At 70.1% G+C, this 20,697-nt stretch carries 17 protein-coding genes; 5 read left to right on the top strand and 12 right to left on the bottom strand.

Annotation, left to right across the window (positions count from 1 at the left end; genetic code table 11):
* Positions 1–185 precede the first annotated feature (185 nt).
* Both AB0B55_RS00165 and AB0B55_RS00160 read left to right on the top strand, forming a co-directional pair.
* Positions 186–476: a hypothetical protein gene (locus AB0B55_RS00165; RefSeq protein ID WP_357169027.1), complete on the top strand. Its 291-nt coding sequence runs from the start codon at positions 186–188 to the stop codon at positions 474–476.
* Between the two features lie 88 nt (positions 477–564).
* Positions 565–1,977 carry a ricin-type beta-trefoil lectin domain protein gene (locus tag AB0B55_RS00160; RefSeq protein ID WP_357169024.1) on the top strand — a complete coding sequence of 471 codons (1,413 nt, stop codon included), beginning with the start codon at positions 565–567 and terminating at the stop codon, positions 1,975–1,977.
* A gap of 22 nt (positions 1,978–1,999) precedes the next feature.
* Here the strand turns inward: AB0B55_RS00160 and AB0B55_RS00155 are convergent, their stop codons facing one another.
* The 7 genes from AB0B55_RS00155 to AB0B55_RS00125 form a co-directional block, all read right to left on the bottom strand.
* The gene (locus AB0B55_RS00155) at positions 2,000–3,025 is read right to left on the bottom strand and encodes a LacI family DNA-binding transcriptional regulator (protein ID WP_357125136.1); all 1,026 of its coding nucleotides are present in this window, start codon (positions 3,023–3,025) and stop codon (positions 2,000–2,002) included.
* Between the two features lie 66 nt (positions 3,026–3,091).
* A complete protein-coding gene (locus AB0B55_RS00150; RefSeq protein ID WP_357125133.1) occupies positions 3,092–4,819 on the bottom strand; it encodes an IlvD/Edd family dehydratase in 1,728 nt (575 codons plus the stop codon).
* A gap of 42 nt (positions 4,820–4,861) precedes the next feature.
* Positions 4,862–5,746 carry a carbohydrate ABC transporter permease gene (locus AB0B55_RS00145; protein ID WP_357125130.1) on the bottom strand — a complete coding sequence of 295 codons (885 nt, stop codon included), beginning with the start codon at positions 5,744–5,746 and terminating at the stop codon, positions 4,862–4,864.
* Positions 5,747–6,688, bottom strand: coding sequence for a sugar ABC transporter permease (locus AB0B55_RS00140; RefSeq protein ID WP_357125127.1), 942 nt, complete (start codon positions 6,686–6,688; stop codon positions 5,747–5,749).
* 80 nt (positions 6,689–6,768) lie between these two features.
* Complete coding sequence (locus AB0B55_RS00135) at positions 6,769–8,109, bottom strand: extracellular solute-binding protein (protein WP_357169021.1); 1,341 nt, start codon at positions 8,107–8,109, stop codon at positions 6,769–6,771.
* Between the two features lie 105 nt (positions 8,110–8,214).
* Positions 8,215–10,389: an alpha/beta hydrolase-fold protein gene (locus AB0B55_RS00130; RefSeq protein ID WP_357169017.1), complete on the bottom strand. Its 2,175-nt coding sequence runs from the start codon at positions 10,387–10,389 to the stop codon at positions 8,215–8,217.
* Between the two features lie 83 nt (positions 10,390–10,472).
* Positions 10,473–11,495 carry a LacI family DNA-binding transcriptional regulator gene (locus AB0B55_RS00125; RefSeq protein ID WP_357125118.1) on the bottom strand — a complete coding sequence of 341 codons (1,023 nt, stop codon included), beginning with the start codon at positions 11,493–11,495 and terminating at the stop codon, positions 10,473–10,475.
* A gap of 486 nt (positions 11,496–11,981) precedes the next feature.
* On the opposite strand from AB0B55_RS00125, the gene AB0B55_RS00120 reads away from it, so the two are divergent.
* On the top strand, positions 11,982–13,505 hold the full coding sequence (locus AB0B55_RS00120) for an alpha-N-arabinofuranosidase (protein ID WP_357169014.1): 1,524 nt from the start codon (positions 11,982–11,984) through the stop codon (positions 13,503–13,505).
* Between the two features lie 242 nt (positions 13,506–13,747).
* Here the strand turns inward: AB0B55_RS00120 and AB0B55_RS00115 are convergent, their stop codons facing one another.
* Both AB0B55_RS00115 and AB0B55_RS00110 read right to left on the bottom strand, forming a co-directional pair.
* Positions 13,748–15,265 carry an aldehyde dehydrogenase family protein gene (locus AB0B55_RS00115; RefSeq protein ID WP_357169011.1) on the bottom strand — a complete coding sequence of 506 codons (1,518 nt, stop codon included), beginning with the start codon at positions 15,263–15,265 and terminating at the stop codon, positions 13,748–13,750.
* Entirely contained in the window at positions 15,262–16,488 is a 1,227-nt protein-coding gene (locus AB0B55_RS00110) for a fumarylacetoacetate hydrolase family protein (protein WP_357125110.1), read from the bottom strand. The genes AB0B55_RS00115 and AB0B55_RS00110 overlap by 4 nt, the downstream gene beginning before the upstream one ends.
* A 119-nt stretch (positions 16,489–16,607) precedes the next feature.
* On the opposite strand from AB0B55_RS00110, the gene AB0B55_RS00105 reads away from it, so the two are divergent.
* Positions 16,608–17,453, top strand: a complete 846-nt coding sequence (locus AB0B55_RS00105) for an IclR family transcriptional regulator (RefSeq protein ID WP_357125107.1) — start codon at positions 16,608–16,610, stop codon at positions 17,451–17,453.
* 45 nt (positions 17,454–17,498) lie between these two features.
* Here the strand turns inward: AB0B55_RS00105 and AB0B55_RS00100 are convergent, their stop codons facing one another.
* Positions 17,499–18,122: a TetR/AcrR family transcriptional regulator gene (locus AB0B55_RS00100; protein ID WP_357125104.1), complete on the bottom strand. Its 624-nt coding sequence runs from the start codon at positions 18,120–18,122 to the stop codon at positions 17,499–17,501.
* An 89-nt stretch (positions 18,123–18,211) separates the two neighbouring features.
* Here AB0B55_RS00100 and AB0B55_RS00095 point away from each other — a divergent pair, with 89 nt between their 5' ends.
* A complete protein-coding gene (locus AB0B55_RS00095; RefSeq protein WP_357125101.1) occupies positions 18,212–18,775 on the top strand; it encodes an ester cyclase in 564 nt (187 codons plus the stop codon).
* 71 nt (positions 18,776–18,846) lie between these two features.
* On the opposite strand, the gene AB0B55_RS00090 is transcribed toward AB0B55_RS00095, so the two are convergent.
* Positions 18,847–19,386, bottom strand: coding sequence for a MarR family transcriptional regulator (locus tag AB0B55_RS00090; RefSeq protein WP_357169009.1), 540 nt, complete (start codon positions 19,384–19,386; stop codon positions 18,847–18,849).
* Between the two features lie 7 nt (positions 19,387–19,393).
* Positions 19,394–20,641, bottom strand: a complete 1,248-nt coding sequence (locus tag AB0B55_RS00085; protein ID WP_357125094.1) for an FAD-dependent monooxygenase — start codon at positions 20,639–20,641, stop codon at positions 19,394–19,396.
* Positions 20,642–20,697 lie beyond the last annotated feature (56 nt).

The following is a 20,697-nucleotide window of genomic DNA, read 5'->3' as shown; positions in this document are numbered from 1 at the left end:
CTTCCCGTCCCGCCCGGGGACCACGACCGACGGTCCACCTACGACCACCACGGCGACTGACCGGCGACGTGGCGCGGTGGGCGGTGGCCCCAGCACGGCGGCCACGCGCCGTTCGGGCGATCCGTAACAAGCCCGAAACTACCGGTTGAAAATGCTGGAACTTTCTGCGAGCCTGAGAGCCATCGATGGCTGTGAACGTTAACACGATCCACTCAGCTCCGGAGGCGCCGCACGCGACCGTCAGGCCTACCTGTCCGCCCGGCGGCCAGGTCCACCACCAGGAGAAACCACCGCACCGCCACCACCGGGCGGACCGACCGCGAACGTTCTCCAGTTCCGGAACTGTCGCGATAATTGTCGCCCTGGTGGTGTCGCTGCTGCCCGACCTGGCCCGGGTGGCCGAGGCGTTCGCCCAGCTTCGGCGGCGACTACGGCCTCCCGCCGTACCGGCCGGCAGGCTGACGCTGCAACGCTGACAATTCGGACACCGCCGGGGGCGATCGGGGCTCCGCACGGGAGGATCCCGCCCGCCCCTCACTCCCCCACCACCAGGAGGTACCGACAGTGCGAGGATCCGCAGACCACTCCCCGCCCGCGGGGAACACCCATGCCGACCGGAGGTCGCCCGGCCTCCGGGGACGTCTGTTCACAGTGGCCGCAGCCGGGATCGCCGCCGCGGTCGGGCTGCTCACCATCACCCTGGCGACCGGGTCGGCGTCAGCGGCCGACAACCCGTACCAGCGGGGCCCGGACCCGACCCGGACCAGCGTCACCGCCGTGAACGGCCCCTTCGCCAACACGTCGGTCGCCGTCCCGACCGGGTACGGCTTCAACGGCGGCCGGATCTACTACCCGACCGACACCAGCCAGGGCACCTTCGGGGCCATCGCGATCTCACCGGGTTACACGGCGTTGTTCTCCGCCGAACTTGCCTGGATGGGACCGTGGCTGGCCTCGCACGGCTTCGTCGTGATCGGCATCGAGACCAACAGCCGCAACGACTTCGACACGGCGCGCGGCACCCAACTCCTCGCCGCGCTGGACTACCTGACCCAGCAGAGCCCGGTACGCGACCGCGTCGACCCGAACCGGTTGGCCGTCGCGGGCCACTCGATGGGCGGCGGTGGGGCGCTCAGCGCCGCCATGCGGCGTCCGTCGCTCAAGGCGGTGGTCGGGATCGCGCCGTACTCGCCGTCGTCGAACCTGGCCACCGACCGGGTACCCACCATGATCTTCGCTGGCCAGGCGGACACGGTGGTCACCCCGTCCTACGCCACCGGTCTCTACAACAGCATCCCGAGCACCACCGAGAGCGTCTACCTGGAGGTCGCCGGCGCGGACCACGGCTTCATGGTCGGACGGTCGAACCCGGTGATGGTCCGGACCATGTTGCCGTTCGTCAAGATGTTCATCGACAACGACGCCCGGTACAGCCAGTTCCTCTGCCCGCTGCTGGACAACAGCGGTGTGGTGACCTACCGCAGCACCTGTCCGCTGCTGCCGTCGACGCCAACCACCCCGACGCCGACCACCACCCCGACGAGCAGCCCGACGCCGACGCCGACCACCTCACCCACCACTGGGCCGCCGAGCTCGGCGAGCCAGATCATCGGCGCGCAGTCGGGCCGATGCGTCGACGTACCGAACGCCTCGCGCACCAACGGCACCCGGGTCACCCTCTACGACTGCAACCGACAGATCAACCAGTCCTGGACCTACACCTCGGGCAAACAACTACAGGTGTACGGCAACATGTGTCTCGACGCCGCAGGCAGCGGCAACGGCGCGGCCGTGCAGATCTACAGCTGCCACGGTCAGACCAACCAGCAGTGGAACATCAACGCCAACGGCACCATCAGCAGCGTCCAGTCCGGACGCTGCCTCGACGTCTGGAGCACCGCCAACGGCGCCCAGATCCAGCTCTACGACTGCCACGGCCAGACCAACCAGCAGTTCCGGCTCGCTGCCCTGACGTGAGCGCACCCGGGCGGGCTCGGCATCACGCCGGGCCCGCCCCGCCGTGCGGCGGCGCCGTGCTCTCACGCACCACGAGCGAGGGTACGACCAACGGCAGGGGCCGCGGCACCGTGTCGTCGATGGCCTGGGTGACCGCCGTGATGGCCCGTCGACCGACCGCGTCGAAGTCCTGCTGGATCGTGGTCAACGGCGGAATCAGGTACGCCGCCTCGGGCACGTCGTCGAACCCGATGACCGAGACATCCTGCGGCACGCGCCGACCACGCTCGTGCAGCGCGCGCAGCACGCCGAGGGCCATCTGGTCGTTGGCGGCGAAGACCGCGGTGGTGCCGCGCAGCTCGCAGATCCGCAGCCCGGCGAGGTAGCCGCTGTGGGCCATCCAGTCACCCTCGACGGGCTCGGGTGGGCGTACGCCCGCGGCCACCATCGCCGTACGCCAGCCGTCGCGGCGGGCGCGCGCCTCGGCCCAGTTGAGCGGACCGGACACGTGCACGATCTCGGTGTGTCCGAGGCCGAGCAGATGTTCGGTCGCCATCCGGGCGCCGAGCACCTGGTCGACGCCGACGGTGACGCTCGCCCTGGACAGGTCGCCCTCCACCACCACGAAGGGCACCCCGGACCGGGTCATCCGCACCACTTCGAGAGCCTCGTCGTTGCCGGCGATCATCACGACGCCCTCCACGCCGACGCGCATGAGGTGTTCGGTGGCGTCGCTGAGCGCCCGTACCGTCACCTCCGAGAGGCTGACCGAGGTGGCGAAGTAGCCGGCGGCGCGGGCGGCGTCCTCGACGCTGCGGTGGATGCTCGTCGGACCGAACAGCGTCCGGGCCGTGCCGATGATGCCGATCATTCCGGAGCGTCCCCGGACCAGCGCCCGGGCGGCGGTGTTGGGGCGATAGTCGAGTCGCCGGATCGCCTCGAGGACCCGCTCCCGCGTCTCGCGCCGGATCGCGGGCGCTCCGTTGATCACCCGGGACACCGTCTGGTGGGACACGCCCGCCAGGCGGGCGACGTCCGCCATGACCGCTGGCCGGTGGGCGGTCGTCACCGCTTCCTCCGCGTGAACTCGCACTGGCGGGCCGTCCGTTCTTCCATGAGTCGGGTTCCTCGTCCGTCAGTGTGAGTGACGGGGCACGTCACTGCCGCTGCCACCGACCAGGAAGTCGAGGTCGGCCCCACTGTCGGCCTGGAGGACGTGTTCGCTGTACAGCCGTGCCCAACCCCGCTCGGCCACCGGCGGCGGCGGCTTCCAGGCGGAGCGACGCTCGGCGAGTTCCGCCTCGTCGACCAGGAGGTCGAGGCGGCGGGTGGCGACGTCGAGCTGGACCAGGTCGCCGGTTCGCACCAGCGCGAGAGGACCGCCCACGGACGCCTCCGGCGCCACATGCAGGACGCACGTGCCGTAGCCGGTGCCGCTCATGCGCGCGTCGGAGATCCGCACCATGTCCGTGATGCCGTCGGTGAGCAGTCGGCGGGGCATGGGCACGTTGCCCACCTCCGGGAAGCCGGGGTAGCCGCGCGGACCGGCGTTGCGAACGACGATCACCGTGTCCGGTGTGACGTCCAGGTCCGGGTCGTCGGCGGCGACGACGTACTCCTCGATCCGGTCGAAGACGAGCGCCGGGCCGGTGTGCGTGAGGAGGTGGGGGGTGGCGGCGGAGACCTTCAGCACCGCTCCGGACGGCGCCAGTGACCCGCGCAGCACCACGGTGCCGGAGCCGGCGGCCTGGAACGGCTCCTTCATGGTGGCGATGACCTCGGAGTTCCAGCACTGCGCGCCGTCGACGTTCTCGGCCACGCTCCGGCCGCTGACCGTGACGTGCTCGGTGTGCAGCAGCGGCGCGAGCTCCTTCATCACCACCGGGAGGCCGCCCGCGTAGGCGAAGTCCTCCATCAGGTACGCCCCGGACGGCATGAGGTTGACCAGCAGCGGAACGTCGGCGGTGAGGGTGTCGAAGTCCTCCAGTGACAGGGGCACGCCGAGGCGTCCGGCGATGGCGAGCAGGTGCACGACGGCGTTCGTGGAGCCACCGATCGCGGCGTTGACCCGGATGGCGTTCTCGAACGCCTCGCGGGTGAGCACCGAGGACAGCCGTTGGTCCTCGCCCACCATGGCGACGATCCGCCGTCCGGCGGCCTGCGCGAGCGCGTACCGCCGGGAGTCGACGGCGGGTACGGCGGCGGCCCCCGGTAGCTGCACGCCCAGCGCCTCGGTCACGCAGGCCATGGTGGAGGCGGTCCCCATGGTCATGCAGTGGCCCCGGCTGCGGGACATGCCGACCTCCGCCTCGGCGCAGTCGGCGGCGCTCATCCGGCCGGCCCGCATCTCCTCGGTGAAACGCCAGACGACCGTGCCCGAGCCGATGTCCTGGCCCCGGAACTTGCCGTTGAGCATCGGCCCGCCGGTCAGCATCAGCGTCGGCAGGTCCACGCTCGCCGCCCCCATCAGCAGGCCCGGGGTGGTCTTGTCACAGCCGGAGAGCAGGACCACCCCGTCGAGGGGATTGGCGCGGACCGACTCCTCCAGCTCCATCGCGAGCAGGTTGCGGTAGAGCATGGTCGTGGGACGCATGAGTGGCTCGCCCAGGCTCATGGCCGGGAACTCCAGCGGCAGGCCGCCGCTCTCCCACACGCCGCGCTTCACCGACTCGGCCAGGTCGCGCAGGTGGGCGTTGCAGGGGGTCAGCTCCGACCAGGTGGTGGCGATGCCGATCACCGGGCGACCGTCGAAGACGTCGTCCGCGAATCCCTGGTTGCGCATCCAGGACCGGTGGATGAACCCGTTGCGGCCCTCGGCGCCGAACCACTGCGCGCTGCGCAGCGGTCGATCTGTCGTCGACATCAGCACACCTCTCTGTCATGCCTCAAGGTCGCTCGGCGCGACCTAGCGAAGGCCTCCGACGGACAGGCCGCCGCGCCAGTGCCGTTGGAGGCTGAAGAACGCGATGACCAGTGGGATCACGGACACCAGTGAGCCCAGGATGATGAGGCTCCACAGCGAGGTGCCGCCCGAGTTGTTCGCCGAGGCGATCCCCTGCCAGAGGCCGAGACCGACGGTCACCGGGAAGAGCCGGTTGTCCGAGAGCATGGCCAGCGGCAGGAAGTAGTTGTTCCAGGACGCCACGGCGGACAGCAGCAGCACGGTGACCACCGCGGGACGCATCAGCGGAAGCGCGATCTGCAGGAACGTGCGCACCTCCCCCGCGCCGTCCACGCGCGCCGCGTCGAGCAGCTCGTCCGGCACCGCGTCGCGCGCGTACACGTGCATCAGGTAGACGCCGAACGGGTTGAGCAGCGACGGCAGGATCACCGCCCAGACGGTGTTCGTCAGGCCGAGCCGGGAGAACATGATGAAGGTCGGGATGACCAGGGCGGTGGCCGGCACCATGAGCGCGCCCAGCACGACGGCGAAGCTGAAGCGCCGCGCGGCGAACCGGTACTTGGCGAACCCGTAGCCGGCCATCACCGCCAGGACCGTGGCGCCGACTCCGCCGGCGATGGCGTACAGCGTGGAGTTGAGGATCCACCGCAGGTAGATGCCACCGTCGTAGGTGAAGAGCTGCCGGAGGTTGCCGACGTAGTCGATCTGGTCGGAGAACCACAGGGTGTTGCCGCCCCCGAACAGGCCCGGCGCGTCCTTGGAGCTGTTGACGATGACCCACCAGAACGGGACCAGGAAGTAGATCACCAGGAAGCCGAGGAGGATCTGCAGGGGAAGGTAGCGCTGCGGCCGGCGGACGCCGGCGCGGACGCTGGTGTGGTCGGCCATCTAGAGGAAGCTCCTCCGCTTGCGGGTGAAGAACAGGAAGGCGTACACGCAGATGAAGACGATGCCGCCGAGCGCGAACGAGATCGCCGACCCGTAGTTGAAGTTGGCCAGCGAGAACGCCTGCTGGTACGCGTACATGTTGGGGGTGAAGTCGGCCCCGATCGTGCCCGCGGCGAGGTAACGCAGGATCTGCGGCTCGTTGAAGAACTGCAGGGTGCCGATGAGCGAGAAGACCAGGATCAGGATCAGCGCGGGCGCGATCAGCGGGATCTTGATACGCGTCGCGATCTGCCACCGTCCGGCGCCGTCCATCCGGGCGGCCTCGTAGAGCGTCGGGTCGACGCCCTGCAACGCCGCGTACAGGATGATCATGTAGTAGCCGGCCCACTGCCAGGTGACGACGTTGAGCAGGCCGTAGAAGATCAGGTCGCTGCCCAGGAAGTCGGGCGCGGTGGCGCCGAACAGCCCGAAGATGTCGGTGAGCGGGCCGAAGCCCTTGCTGTAGAGGAACCCCCACATCACGGCCCCGATGACGGTGGGGATCGCGTACGGAAGAAAGATCATGAGGCGGGAGAAGCGCGCGAACAGCGTCGTCACGGCGTCCAGGATGAGAGCCATCACGAGCGCCAGGACGATCTGCAGCGGGATCGAGACGAGCGAGAAGCGGATGACGAACCAGGCTCCGGACAGGAAGCTCGGGTCGGTGAACGCCTTCACGTAGTTGTCGAAGAGGACGAAACTGGTGCCGCCGATCAGCTTCTTCTGAAAGAGGCTGAGGTACAGCGCGTACGCCAACGGCGCGATGAGGAACGCCAGGAAGACGATCGCGAAGGGCCCGACGAAGAGCCACCCCATCAGGTGCTCGCGGAGGTGCACCTTGCCACGGATCTTGCGCGTCTCGCTCGGCGGACGCGGTGTGCGCTTCTCGGTCAGGACTGTCATCTGTGGTCTCCGAAGGGCGTGGACGCGGGGGGTCGTGGGTGGGCCGGCCGGCCACCGCCGGCGCGACCCACCCGGAGCGGTCACTGAACGGTGAAGCCCTGCTCCTTGGCGTACTTCGCCACGTCGTCCTGGAGCTTGTCGGCAGCCTGGGAGCCGGTGGTCGAGCCCTTGATGACCTCGCTGATCTGCTTCGTCATGGCGTCCAGGTAGTACTGGCCGAAGGGCGCGTAGGACACCCCCTTGTAGGCCTCGGCGGCGGGCAGGTAGACCTCCTTGTTCGCCTGCTGGCCGCTGAAGAACGCCACCTTCAGGTCGACGAACGCGGGATCCTTCAGCGCGGTGAGGTTCAGCGGGAAGATGATCTGGTTGGTCCAGCCGTCGGTGAGCGACTCCTTGTCGGCGTAGAGCCCGTAGGCGACCTTCGCCGCCAGCTCCGGCTTCTTCGCCTGCTTGGTCACCGAGAAGGCCGACCCACCCCAGTTCACCTGCACCGGGTTGGCCGAATCCCACTGCGGCAGTGGCGCGACCGCGAACTTGCCGGTGTCCTGGCCCTTACCGACGCCCGCCCCGGTGAGGTAGCCCGGCGCCCACGCCGCCGAGATGTACGTCGCGTAGTTTCCGTTGATCACACCGGAGATGTACTCCGGGGTGAACTGGTCCTGCGTACCGACCAGGCCCTTCTTGGCGAGGCCACCCCAGTAGTCCAGCACGTCCTTGGACGCCTGGTCGTTGAGCTTCACCCCGATCGACTTCGGCTGGGCCGGATCGAAGGTGAAGGGCGACGCGCCCTTCTGGATCTGCAGCGCCATCATCACGGCCGGCACGTTCGCGCCGAGGTCCCCGAACAACGGGCCGCCGGCGTCCTTGACCTTCTGCGCGGCCTGCTCGTACTCGGCCCAGGTCTTCGGCGGGGTGATCTGGTACTTGTCGAAGATGTCCTTGCGGTAGATCATGCCCATCGGGCCACCGTCGACCGGGACGCCGTAGACCGCGTCGCCCACCGACACGTCCTTCCAGGCGCCCTCGCCGTAGTTGGCCTTGACCGCGTCGTAGCCGTACTGCTTGATGTCGACGAGCGCGCCCTGGATCTGGAAGGTCGGGATCCGGTCCGCCTCGACCATGATCACGTCGGGCGCCCCGGTGCCCGCCGAGATGGCCGTCTGGAACTTGTCGTACTCGTCGCCGCCCTGACCGACGTTGGTCCAGCAGACCTGCACGTCGTCGTGCAGCTTGTTGAAGTTGTCGACGACGAGCTGGGTGTTGGGGTACCAGCCCCACATCGTCACGACCGGCACGTTCTGCTTGGTGATGGTGTTCGTGCAGTTGCTCGCGTCGCTGCCGCCGTCGTCCGAGGAGCAGGCGACCAGGCCACTCCCGGCCGCGAGCATGGCCACCGTGGCGAGTATGTGTCTTCTCTTCATTGAGATGGTTCCCTTCGGAGGTGGCGGTGCACGGACATCCATGCGCCGGCGGCGCCACCGGAGGCGCTGGGGCCTCGCTCCCGGTGGCGTCGCCTGGGCAGGCTCCTAGCGCTTGAACAGACGGGGCGCCAGGTCGATGAGGTTCTTCTGCCACACGTCCCAGCCGTGCGGTCCGGGGGTGACCCCGTCGAACTCGTAGCGGATACCGAGGGCGTCCATCGTGGTCAGCGAGGCCATGAAGCTCGGGTACACGAAGTCGGTCTGGTCACCGACGTAGAGGCGCAGCATCCTGGTGCCGTTGTTGATGGCCGCGACGTCGACGCCGGTGCCGCTGCCGAAGCCGGCCGAGAACGCCGCGACGTAGGCGAACTGGCCCGGATAGGCCTTCAGCACACCGAACGCCTGCCCGCCGCCCATCGACAGCCCGGCGAGGGCCTGCTGGGAGGGGTCGCTGGAGACGTGGTACCGGGACCGGGCCGCCGGCACGATGTTCTCCAACAACTCCCGGTTGAAGTTCGACGAGTTGCCGTTGCCCATCACGACGACCATGGGTGTCAGGTCCCCGTCGAGGAACTGGTGGTCGAGGATCTGCTTGGCCCGGCCCATCTCGACCCAGTCCGTGTAGTTCTGCCCGCCACCGTGTTGGAGGTAGAGGACGGGATAGGGCTGTGCTCGCTGCGGGTCGTACCCGGGCGGGGTCCAGACCAGCGCGGTGCGGTCCTGGCCGGCCACCGTGCTGGTGTAGGTCATGCTCTCGACCGTGCCGCCCTGGCCCGCCGGCACGTCGGTCAGCAGTCGGGCCGCAGGACCCGGGACGAGGAAGGTGCTCCACATCGGCTCCGTGGTCACCCTCGTCGGGTTGGAGACGTCCTTGAACGGCACCCGGTCGACGATCAGGCGGTAGTAGTAGAACCAGGGCTTCAGCGGCCCCACGGTCGCCCGCCACCGGTCGCCGTCACGCGTCAGCGGCACGCGCAGCCAACTGCCGCCCGGCGCGATGTTGGCCCACACGGTGACGTGCTGGGCGTCCGCGAAGTCGGTGGTGGTCTCGAAGGTGACGAACCCGTCCGCGGTGACGAAGGGCGTCGGGGTGGTGCCGGCCGGCGGAGGCGAGAACTCGCCCGTGAACCGGCCGTGGCCCGGGCTCGGCCCGTGGTCCGCCACGTGCCGGAACAGCCGTGGCACGAAGTCGACGAGGTTCTCCTGCCAGGTGGTCCAGTTCCCGCCGCCGTCCGGGTTGACCCCGTCGAACTCGAACCGGACGTCGGCCCGGTCCAGCGCCTTCGTCAGCCGGTAGGTGGTGTTGTAGGCCGGGTCGGTCACGTTCCCGGTGTAGAGGCGCAGCAGCTTGAGGTGGTTGAGCGCCGTGGCGTCCCGGCGGTCGATCGTCGGGGTCGACGTGCCCGAGAACCAGCCGACAGAGCCGAACTGGCCGGGCTTGGCGAGGGCCGCGCGGACCGCCCGCGCCGCGCCGTCGGTGACACCGGCGATGGCCTGGTGGGCCGGATCGCGAAGGACCCGGTAGTTGTCGCCGACCGCCTTGCGGAGATCCTTCAACTCCCGGTCGTCCGTGCTGTCGGCGATCACCACGACCATCGGCTGCATCGCGCCCGCCGCCGAGAGGTTGTCGAGGATCTGCTTCGTGCGACCGAGGTCGAGCCAGTCGGTGGCGGCCACGCCGCCCCCCGACTCCAGGAAGAGCGTCGGATAGCCCTTCGGCTTCTTCGCCGCGTACCCGGGTGGCGTCCAGACCAGGGCCGAGCGCTGCTCGGCGCGAACCCGGTAGGTCAGCGTCCCGACCGTGCCGCCGCTGCCGGCGGGCGCGTCGGCCAGCCAGCGCGCCGACTCGCCGGCGACCAGGAAGGTGCTCAGGAGCGGGTCGGACGCCACTCCCGCGCTGTTGGTCGGATCCTTGATGGTCTTGTTGTCGTCGGCGGTCACCTGGTAGCGGTACAGCCCGGGCGTCAGCGCGCCGAGCACCCCGGACCACACGTCACCGCGGCGGGTCAGACCGAACTCCGCCCAGGTGGCGGACGGGCCGAAGTTGCCCTCGACGACCACCTGCGAGACGGTGCCGAGGCGCTCCTGGACGTACGCGGCCGGCACGCTGAACGAGGCGTAGCGGTCCGGGGAGACGTCCAGCCACGGCGTGTCCGCCGCCGCTGCCGGTTGCGGCGCGAGCAGGGCCGCCGCCAGGGCGACGACTCCGGCGCTGAACACCGCCGCGAGCCGGCGTACGCCGAGGCGGCGTCGGCGCCCGTGATAATGTTCGGTTGTCACGCTCCACTCCTTTCCTGTGCCGGCAGCGGATGCGACCCGCTGACCAGCTCAACCCATCGGTGGATCTCGCCGTGCGGTAGCGCTCACCTCCTTCGGTCCCTCGCCGGTGCTGCGGTCGAGCCACGGACCACGAGGTTGGTCGGCAGGACTATCTGGTGCGGCTCGTCCCACTCGCCGGTCACCAGTGACTTGAGCATTCGCGCGGCTTCGTACCCGAGCTGGTACATCGACTGGTCGACCGTGGTCAGACCCGGAACGGTCGACGCCGACTCGGGGATGTTGTCGAAGCCGACGACGGACAGGTCCTGCGGGACGGAGAGCCCCAGTTCCCTGGCGACCTCAAGGACCTTAAGCGCCATCCCGTCGCTCGCCGCGAAGATCGCCGACGGCCGGTCCGCCCGTTGCAACAGGGCGCGCGCCAACGGAACGGCCGACTCGGGATTGAAGTCCCCCCGGCCGATCAACGTCGGGTCGACCGGGATACCGGCGGCGACGAGCGCCGCCCGGTAGCCCTCCTCCCGGGACCATGCCGAGGCGAGGCTGTCGCGACCGGCGATGAAGCCGACGCGTCGGTGGCCCAGGTCGAGCAGATGCTCGACAGCGGTGGTGGCGCCGGCGAGGTTGTCGGCCATGACCGAGGGCGCCGTCGCGCCGCGCACCGGGTCGATGGCCACGACCGGCGTACGGCTGCGCATCTCACCCCAGGGCGTGACGACGATGCACCCGTCGGTGAGGGTGCCCGACAGGCGGGTCAGGTGCCGCTGCTCCCAACCCTCCGAGTAGGACCCGTAGAGGTCGCTGTTGGCGTAGATGATGAGGTCGAAGCCGGAGCGGCTGAGCGCCTTCATGACCCCCTTGAGCACCTCTGCCGTGTACGACTGGAAGCTGTGCGCCACGAGGCCGAGGACGTTGGTGCGGCTGCGCCGCAGGCTCGAGGCCACCAGGCTCGACTCGTAGCCGAGCTGTTCGATGGCGGTGCGGACCTGAGCGATCGTGCGGGCGCTGACGCCGTAGTGCCCGTTGACGACGCGCGAAACGGTGGCGGTGGAAACGCCGGCGATCCGGGCGACATCACTCATTGTTACCGGCGCATTGGCTTCGATCATGCCGCTCTCTCTGGACTGCAATCGTTATCGGTTACGTTTCCAGGATGTTGCCAACGTAACCGACCACGATTGCGAACACAAGACCTCTTCATCCCCGCGCGAGAGCCGGCCGGGGGTCCTAACGGGATTGTGCAAGGTGGACTTCCCGGGGTGCAAAGCCGCGCCATTTCGCGCACGGGACCTACCCGTTGACAACGGGACGGCACGCTCTGTCAGGCGCCATTCCGGAACGCGGTGTTCCCTCCGGGGAGCATGATCGGTAACGTTTACATCGATCGCGAACGTAATCGATGATCATGGCGATGTCCAGAGCTCGCACCGACCCACCACCCCGGGTCCCCGGCGCCGCGACACGGATCCCGACGTCGGAGGCCTCCTCCGAGAGGAGCCCGCCCTGAACACCCACCTCGACGCAGCGCCGCACCCACTCCCCCACCGCGCCGCCTCGCCCGTCCGGCCTCGTCCGGGCCAGCCGGGACGGCTGTCGTGAACACCGCACGCCTGCTCCTGGACCTGCGGCGACGTGTCGCACCGGTGCCGCGCCGGATCTTCGGCTCGTTCGTGGAGCACCTGGGCCGCTGTGTCTACGGCGGAATCTACGAGCCCGACCACCCCAGCGCCGACGCGGACGGCTTCCGGGGCGACGTCCTCGCGCTCGTCCGCGAGCTGGGCGTCACGACGGTCCGCTACCCGGGCGGCAACTTCGTCTCCTCCTACCGCTGGGAGGACGGCGTCGGCCCGGTCGAGAAACGACCGGCCCGGCTCGACCTCGCCTGGCACAGCCTGGAGACCAACGCCTTCGGGCTGGACGAGTTCATGCGCTGGGTCGGCAAGGCGGGCGTCGATCCCATCATGGCGGTGAACCTCGGCACCCGGGGCACCGCCGAGGCTGTCGACCTGCTGGAATACGCCAACCACCGGGCGGGGAGCCACCTCGCCGACCAGCGCCGCGACAACGGCGCCGCAGACCCGTACGGGATCCGGCTGTGGTGCCTGGGCAACGAGATGGACGGCCCGTGGCAGGTGGGCCAGCGAAGCGCGACCGAGTACGGGCGACTCGCGGCGCAGACCGCGAAGGCGATGCGCCGCTTCGATCCCGACCTCGAACTGGTCGCCTGCGGCTCGTCCCATCTCGGCATGCCGACCTTCGGGAGCTGGGAGCGCGACGTGCTGACCGAGGCGTACGACGACGTCGACCTGATCTCGCTGCACGCCTACTACCAGCCGGTCGACGATGACCTGCCCAGCTTCCTCGCCTCGGCCGAGGACATGGACAGGTACATCGACGCCGTCACGGCCATCGCGGACTCGGTGGGCGCGATCCGCCGATCCACCAGGAAGATCATGATCGCGTTCGACGAGTGGAACGTGTGGTACCAGTCGGCCGCGCCGTCCACCCCGCCCAGCGGCGAGGACTGGCCGGTCGCGCCGCCGCTGCTGGAGGACCACTACAGCGTGGCCGACGCCGTCGTCGTCGGTGGCCTGCTCATCAGCCTGCTGCGGCACAGCGACCGGGTGACCGCGGCGTGCCAGGCCCAACTGGTCAACGTCATCGCGCCGATCATGACCGAACCGGGAGGCTCGGCCTGGCGGCAGACCATCTTCCACCCGTTCGCCCGCACGGCCCGGCACGCCCGGGGGGTCGTGCTGGACGTACTGCGCGACGGCAGCACCACGACCACCGACCGCTACGGCGTCATCGACGCGGTCGACGCGGTCTCCACCTGGGACGACACCGCCGCCGAGATGACCGTGTTCCTCGTCAACCGGGTCGTCGACACCCCCGCCGAGGTGACCGTCGACCTCGCCGGCGCCCAGGTGGGCGAGATCATCGAATGCGTCACCGTGGGCGGCGCCGACCTCGATGCCAAGAACACGGCCGACGGCCCGGACCACGCCGAGCCGCGCCCCAACGACACGGTCCAGGCGAGCGACCTCGGCGTCCGCCTGACTCTCGCGCCCGCGTCGTGGACCATGCTGCGGCTGCACGTCACCGACGTGACCCCGTAGCACACCCCGGCCGCGCAGCCCCGGCTTTCACCAGGGGGTGCGCGGCCGGGGATTCCCCACCACAGGGAGTACGGAGAATCGCGTCGACGGTCCGGCCAGGACCGACACAATTGCGGCCGAGGAAAACGCGGTGAGCGCCTGTCGAATTGGCGCGCGGAATCTCGGTCCGCTCTATTTCGCGACGGAATCCACGCGTCAGCGGCGGGTGTCGTCAAAATGCACCCGAGAGACCGTCGACGCAATTATTCGACCGCTGGCGTCAACCTCCCGTCGATCCGCCGCACAATCGCGGTGTACTCGTCGCGCAACTCCTCGGGAAGCACCCAGGCCGGCGCGTCCTGCCATGCCAGCGGCCGGAGGAACCGTCGGATCGACGTCGCGCCCACCGACGTGTGCACGGCGTTCGTCGACGGCCAGGGCCCACCGTGGTGCTGGGCCCAGGACACCCGGACACCGGTGGGATAGCCGTCGAAGACGATGCGACCCGCGCGGGCGGAGAGCACGTCGACCAACCCACGGACCACGTCGGCGTCGTCCTGCGGGCCACGGTGGACGGAGCCGGTCAGCGACGGCGGGACGGCGTGCAGCGCGGCGTCGAGGTCGGCGGTGTCGTCGTACCGGATGACGATCATGAGCGGCCCGAAACACTCGTCGGCGATCTCGGCGGTCAGCCCCGGCAGGTCGACCTCCAGAAGCCTCGGCGCGACGGCGAAGCCCGCGCCGTTCTCGACCCGCGGCTGCGCCGAGACGCGGACGCCGGCCCGCTCGAACTCGGCCGCCCGGATCTCGTACGCGTCCCGGATGCGCTCGTTGAGCAGGATCGCGCCGCCGGAGCCGGCGACCCTCTCGCGCAGACCGTCGACGAGCTGGTCACCGCCCCCACCGGTCGGCACGAACGCCAGGCCCGGCTTGGTGCAGAGCTGGCCGCCGGAGGCGGTGAAGGAGGCGAACAGTCCCTCGGCGATCCCCTCGGCCCGGTCGGCGGCCGCGCCCGGCAGCACGACGATCGGGTTCACGCTGCTCAGTTCGGCGTACAGGGGAATGGGATCGGGTCGCTCGTCGATGGCCGCCTGGATGGCACGGGCGGCGTTGACCGAGCCCGTGAGGGCGGCCGCACGGATCGCGGGGTGCCGCACCAGCCAGCGGCCGGCCCGCTCCCCGTACACGACGCCGATGACGCCATCGGGCCCGCCGAGGTCGCGGACGGCCGCCTCGATCGCGGCGGCGGACGCGTGCGAGGTCAGCGGATGCGACGGATGGGCCTTCAGGACCGTGGGGCAGCCGGCGGCGAGCGCGGCGGCCGTGTCCCCGCCCGCGACCGAGAAGGCGAACGGGAAGTTGCTGGCGCCGAAGACGGCGACCGGCCCGAGGGGTACGAGCATCCGCCGCACGTCCGGACCGGGTCCGAGTGGGGTGTCGGCGGCGTGGTCGATGGCGGCCTCGACGTACGCGCCGTCGCGGAGCACGTCGCCGAACATCCGGAACTGGACCGCGGCCCGGGTGAGCTCGGAGTCCAGCCGCGCGTGGGCCAGCCCGGTCTCCGCCTCGGCGGCCGCGACCAGGTCCTTCCGACGGGATTCCAGGGACGCGGCGATGGCGTCCAGCAGCTCCGCCCGGCCGTGCCTTCCCAGGTCGGCCAACCAGCGCGTCGCCCGGGACGCCTGGCCGGCGACCACGTCCACCCCTGACTCGTCGGTCTCGGTGAGATCCGTCGCGCGGCGCTGGCCGTCGCGCGGATCAACCGTGCTGACCACGTTCACAGCAGTCCCCTCCTTGCCAGATTGCCCATGAGGTCGCGGATGCCGAAGTGCCAGGGCTCGCACTCCTGGGCGTGCCGCACCCGGTTGACCAGGGTGCCGAGCGCCGGGCAGCTGATCCGTACCACGTCGTCGACCTGGTGGGTGAAGCCCTCACCGGGGCTTCCCCGGTCCTGGATGGGCGCGAACATGGTGCCGAGCATCAGGGCCGCGCCGTCGGGATAGTGGTGGTGCGGGCCGATGAGCTGCCGCACCAGGTCCTCCGGGTCGCGCGACATCCGCGTCATCTCCGATACCGCCTCGAGCCGGAAGTCGTCCGCGCCGTGGACTTCCAGGCGGACCTCGAGTTCGCGCACCCGTTCCAGGCCGAACCGGTCGTCGAAGAGCCGGATCAGGGGACCCAGGGCGCAGGAGGCGTTGTTGTCCTTCGCCAGGGGAAGCAGCAGCGCCGAGCGGCCCTCGATGTCGCGCAGGTTCACGTCGTTGCCCAGGGTGGCGCCGACGATCCGGCCGCTGGACTGGACGATGAGCGTGATCTCGGGTTCCGGGTTGTTCCAGGTCGACGCGGCGAGCACGCCCACGTCGACGGCGGTGCCGACGGCGGAGAGGATCTGCCCCTTGGTGAAGATCTCGGCGTCCGGACCGATCCCCACCTCCAGGTACTGGCTCCACATGCCCTCGGCGACCAGCAGGCTCTTGAGTCGATCGGCCTCGGCCGAGCCCGGTTCCAGGTGGTGCAGGTCGACGCCGATGTCGGCGAACATCCGTTGCCGGATGTCCGCCGCGAGCGCCAGGTCGCCGCGGGCCCGCTCCTCGATGACGCGCTCGATCATCGAGATGGGAAAGGTCACGCCGGCGGCCTTGAGCGCGTGCAGGTCGACCGGGGTCAGCAGCCAGGGCCGGTCGCGGTCGCGGGTCGTGACCGCCGTGTTGGCCAGGATCTCCCCGAAGTCCCCCACCCGCGCCCCGTCGAGCCCGACCACGGTCGCGGCGGGGTCGGGCAGCTCGCAGATGTCCCGGACGGTCGCAAACCGGTGGCTCAGGTCGAGGACCTCACCGTCGCGGACGACCACGGGTGTGGGGCCGCTGACGGACGGATCCCAGATCCGGCCAATCAGGACGCTGCCCGCGTCGTCCGGCAACGCCTCGGCGGCGGTGCCGACCCAGTCCTCGCGTCGGGGTTCGTCGGCGGTCCCGGAACGCGAGGGCCTGTCGGTCGTCGTCAATTCGTCGCCCCGGCGAAGCCGATCCGAGCGCACCACTTACCCATCGTCGCTCCACCGTTACAAGTCGGAGTCAAGCTCATAAATTGCAACGATCGTAGCGACATGTGCAACGTTGTCAAGTGGCGGTTGCGCATCGCGTCATCTACATTGCACATGATGCAACGGAAGCGGCGACGCCGCGCCGTGCGAGGGGAGACACAGCCTTGGCGCAATCGATCCGCCGCGCGATCGACCTCATCCGTCGATCGGCCGAACGTCCGCTGTCCCTGACGGAGGCCGCGGACGTGCTCGGCGTGCACAAGTCGACCGCCCTACGGATTCTGCACACCCTGGAGTCCGCGCGCTTCGTGCGCCGTACCGGCGCGGGCGCCTACGTGCTCGGCAGCGGGCTGATCGAGCTGGCGGACCTCGCGCTCGGCTCGATGGACCTGCGCCAGCCGGCCGCCGCGCACCTGCGTGCGCTACAACGCGAGACCGGCCACACCGTGCACCTCGCACAGCAGACCGGCGACGAGATCATCTATATCGACAAGGTGGACAGCCCGGCGTTCGACGCCGTCAAGCTCCCCTCCCGGGTCGGGCGCGCGGTGTCGATCTACGCGAGCGCCGTCGGCAAGACCATCCTGGCGTACCTGCCCCCTGAGGATCGCGAACGGCTGCTCTCGCACGTCGTCTTCGAGAGGTTCACCGACACCACCTTCGCCGACCGCGGCGCGCTCGACGCCGAACTCGCCGCCATTCAGGAACGCGGCTGGGCCGTGGACAACGGTGAGCACGACACCTACGTGATGTGCGTGGCCGCACCGATCAGGGATTCCCGAGGGCAGGTCATCGCCGCCGTCTCGATCACCGCGATCGAGGTCATCGCGAGCCTCGACGAACTGCGGAGCAATCTGCCGCTGCTGCTGGAGACCGCCGACCAGATCTCGTACGAGATCGGCTACCCGCGGCCCTCCGCGACCTGACCGCGCCCCCGCCGTCCGGTGTCGCCACTGCGGAGGCGGCCCACCTCAGGGTAGGTCGCTGAGCGTGGACCGGACCTCGGCGGCGAAGAGGCCCGCCGGGTCGAACGGCATGCCGGTGAAGTGCCCGGCGACCTCCAGGCTGATCACCCCGTGCACTCGGGTCCAGAAGGTCAGCGACCGGCGCATCGACTGATCTTCACCCGCGTGCGCGAAGGCATCTCGCACCGGGGCGAAGATGCGGCGGGCGAGTTCGGTGGCCTCGGCCGGAGCGGCGTAGCCCGGCACCGGTGTCCCGTACAGCAGTAGGTAGCGGTGCGGATCGCTTCGGGCCCAGTCACGGATCACCGTGGCGATCGCGGTCAGCCGGTCGCGTGGGGTCGCGCCGGCGCCGGCCGCGGCCTCGACCACGTGTGCCAGGTCGCGGTAGGCGGCAAGGATCAACTCGGTGAGCAGGTCGTCGCGACTGGCGAAGTACCGGTAGAGAGCCGGTGCGGTCATCCCCATCTGCTTGGCGATGGCCTTGAGCGACAGCCCCGCCGCGCCGGCCTCGGCGAGTTGCTTCCACGCGTGTGCGCGTACCTCGGCCTGCACCTGCCGCCGATAGCGCTCGCGCGGCCCGACAAGCGACTCCGCCGACTGCTCACCGGCCGTACGGGTCTGGTCCGCCATGCCATACCTCCCCTTCGCGTTGACATCAGGTTACTGCAGTTATATGGTGTAACGGAAGCGAACGACTGTTACCCACCTGAGGAGTCACCGTGAAGCATCTCCCCGCAGCCACCATCGCCACCCTCCTGATCGGCGGCTCGGCGCTCGCCAGCGGCGCCGTACCCGCTCTGGCCGGCGGCACGGCCTTCGCCCACCAGCAGCCCGACGAGCACGGCACCGCCGGTCAGGCGCGGCAGGTGACCCGCGCCTGGGTTCAGCTCTGGAACGGCGACTACACACAGGCCGAGCGCATCATCTCCCCGGACGTCCGGGTGAGGGCCGCGCTGCTCGACGGCGGCGACGGCAGCGCCGTCAAGGGTCCGCACGGCATGGCCGACCTGGTCGGCCAGATCCGGTCCGCCTTCCCCGACCTGCGCTTCACCGTCGAGGTCGGCCCGATCATCGACGGTGACCACGTGGTCGTGCGATGGGTCGCCAACGGCACGTACGGCGGAGGCTTCCCCGGCGCGACCGCCGCGCCCGGCACCCGGGTCCGCTTCACCGGCACGGACACGCTGCGCATCAGGCGTGGCCTCATCACCGACTACTGGCTCAACGCCGACACTCTGCTGCTCGTCACGCAACTCAAGGTCACGGCGGCTCCCGAGCGGTAGGTCACCGGTCCGCATCCGTGCGGGCGGGACACCGACGGTGCGCGCTGCGATCGACCGCAGCGCGCACCCGGCTACCCGCGGCCGTCCGCGGACCCGGAGAGCGACGGCCGCTCACCGGCCTGACCGCGTGCCCGCTGCGCGGTGTCGCCACCACGGAGGCGGTCCAACTCGGCGAGGTACATCGCCTGCATGCGGTCGTAGTGCCGGACCAGCAGCGCGACCTCCTCGACGCTGTAGCCCTCGACGAGTCGTTCGGCCCCCTCGGCGAACCGCTCGTACGGCCGCGTCAACTCGGCCATCCGCTCCGGGCGCAGGGTGACGATCACCCGCCGCCGGTCCGCCGGGTCACGCTCGGCCGTCACGTACCCCGCCTGCTGAAGCCGGCGCAACATGCTGGTCACCGCTCCGGTGGTGAGGTTGGTCCGCTCGGCGACCTGCCCCGCGGTAGCGGACCCGACGTCCGCCAGGTAGTCCAGGCACTCCAGGTCACTCACGGTCAGGCCCAGCCGGTCGGCGATGGCGTACCGGAACACCATGGAGAGCCGGGACATCTCCCGCCCGGCGCGCATGAGGTCGGCGATCGCGGACGCGCGGGCCGGCACCTGGGACATGCCGCAATCATGCCTCCGGCACGGTCACCCGGTGCAGCCGAGGTAACAGGCGGGTCAGCACCCAGTGTGGTGCGGTCGCGCCCCCGGTGAGACGGCGCATCAGCCGGCCGGCGGTGTCGACGGCGCGGAAGGCGTAGGGCACCATCTCGTCCTGGTAGGCGGCGATCGCCTCCTCCACCGCCCGACCGGTCGCCCGAGCCTCGAGCAGCCGGCGGCCGAGCAGGGCCGCGTCGCGGAGCGCGGTGTTACCACCGTGGGCGCCGAACGGTGGCATGACGTGTACGGCGTCGCCCATCATCGTCGCCCGGGGCACCGCCCACCGCTGCGGGCGTCGGCCGGTGGCGAAGAGGTTGAGCACAGTGGCGTCCAACTCGGCCGTGGCGACCACCCGTCGGATGAGCGGGTGGAAGCCCGTGCTCATCCCGGCGGCCAGTCGCCAGAGCGCCAGCAGGTCGCCGCGGACGCCGATGGGCACCTCCTCCTGCGGTAGCAGCAGTCCCCACATCACGTAGTCGTCGCCGGTGGGCGCGTAGCTGCCCGGGGCCAGCCGCGCGAACGCCTCCCGTGGCCTCTCGCCGAACCGCATGGAGGTGAAGAAGAAGGCGAGGCCGGGTCGATCGGCGATGGCCAGGACGCCGCTGTCGCGCAGCGCGTCCGGGATCATGCTCTCCCCGTTGCGGCGCAGGGGCGACCGGCCGTAGATGCCCGCCATCGGCGCGCTCGCCGGGGCCGCGTCGGGCATGAGCTGCGCCCGCAGTGCCGAGCCCACGCCGTCCGCGCCCACGACGACGGTCGCCGCGACGGCCCCACCGTCGGAGAACCGCAGTCGCAGCCCGGCCGGGCCGCCGCTGTCCACCGCGACGGCCTCCTTGCCGTAGTGGATCCGCCCGTCGAGCCCGGTCTGCAGGATCGAGCGCAGCGTCAACCGATCGACCTGGCGGGTCGCGTACGGCTCGTCCTTGAAGGCGATGGTGAACGCGTCCCGGAGTCGGCTGTCGGTGAAGCGGAGGTGTCCGCCGGGCTCGTCGCCGGTGGCCAGCGCCAGGTTGTACAGCGGACGGGGCAGGCTCTCGCGCAACGCCGCCAACCCGTACCGGTCGAGGATGATCCGGTAGCCCTGCCGCCGGACGAAGGGGCCGGGGTCCCGCTCGTAGACGTGCGCGTCGATGCCGGCTCGCGTCAGGTACTGGGCGAGGCAGAGACCGGAGAGGCCGCCGCCGGCGATAGCCACCGAGAAGTCCGTCGATATGCCCATGCCGTTATCTTAATGACTAAGATGATTTTCGCAAGGTCGCCCGCGACCACCGGCGG

Origin of the sequence: Micromonospora sp. NPDC049107, assembly GCF_040648595.1 — a bacterium.
Lineage (GTDB): Bacteria > Actinomycetota > Actinomycetes > Mycobacteriales > Micromonosporaceae > Micromonospora.
The sequence above is the reverse complement of the archived record's forward strand: the minus strand, read 5'-3'. Positions and strand labels throughout refer to the sequence as shown.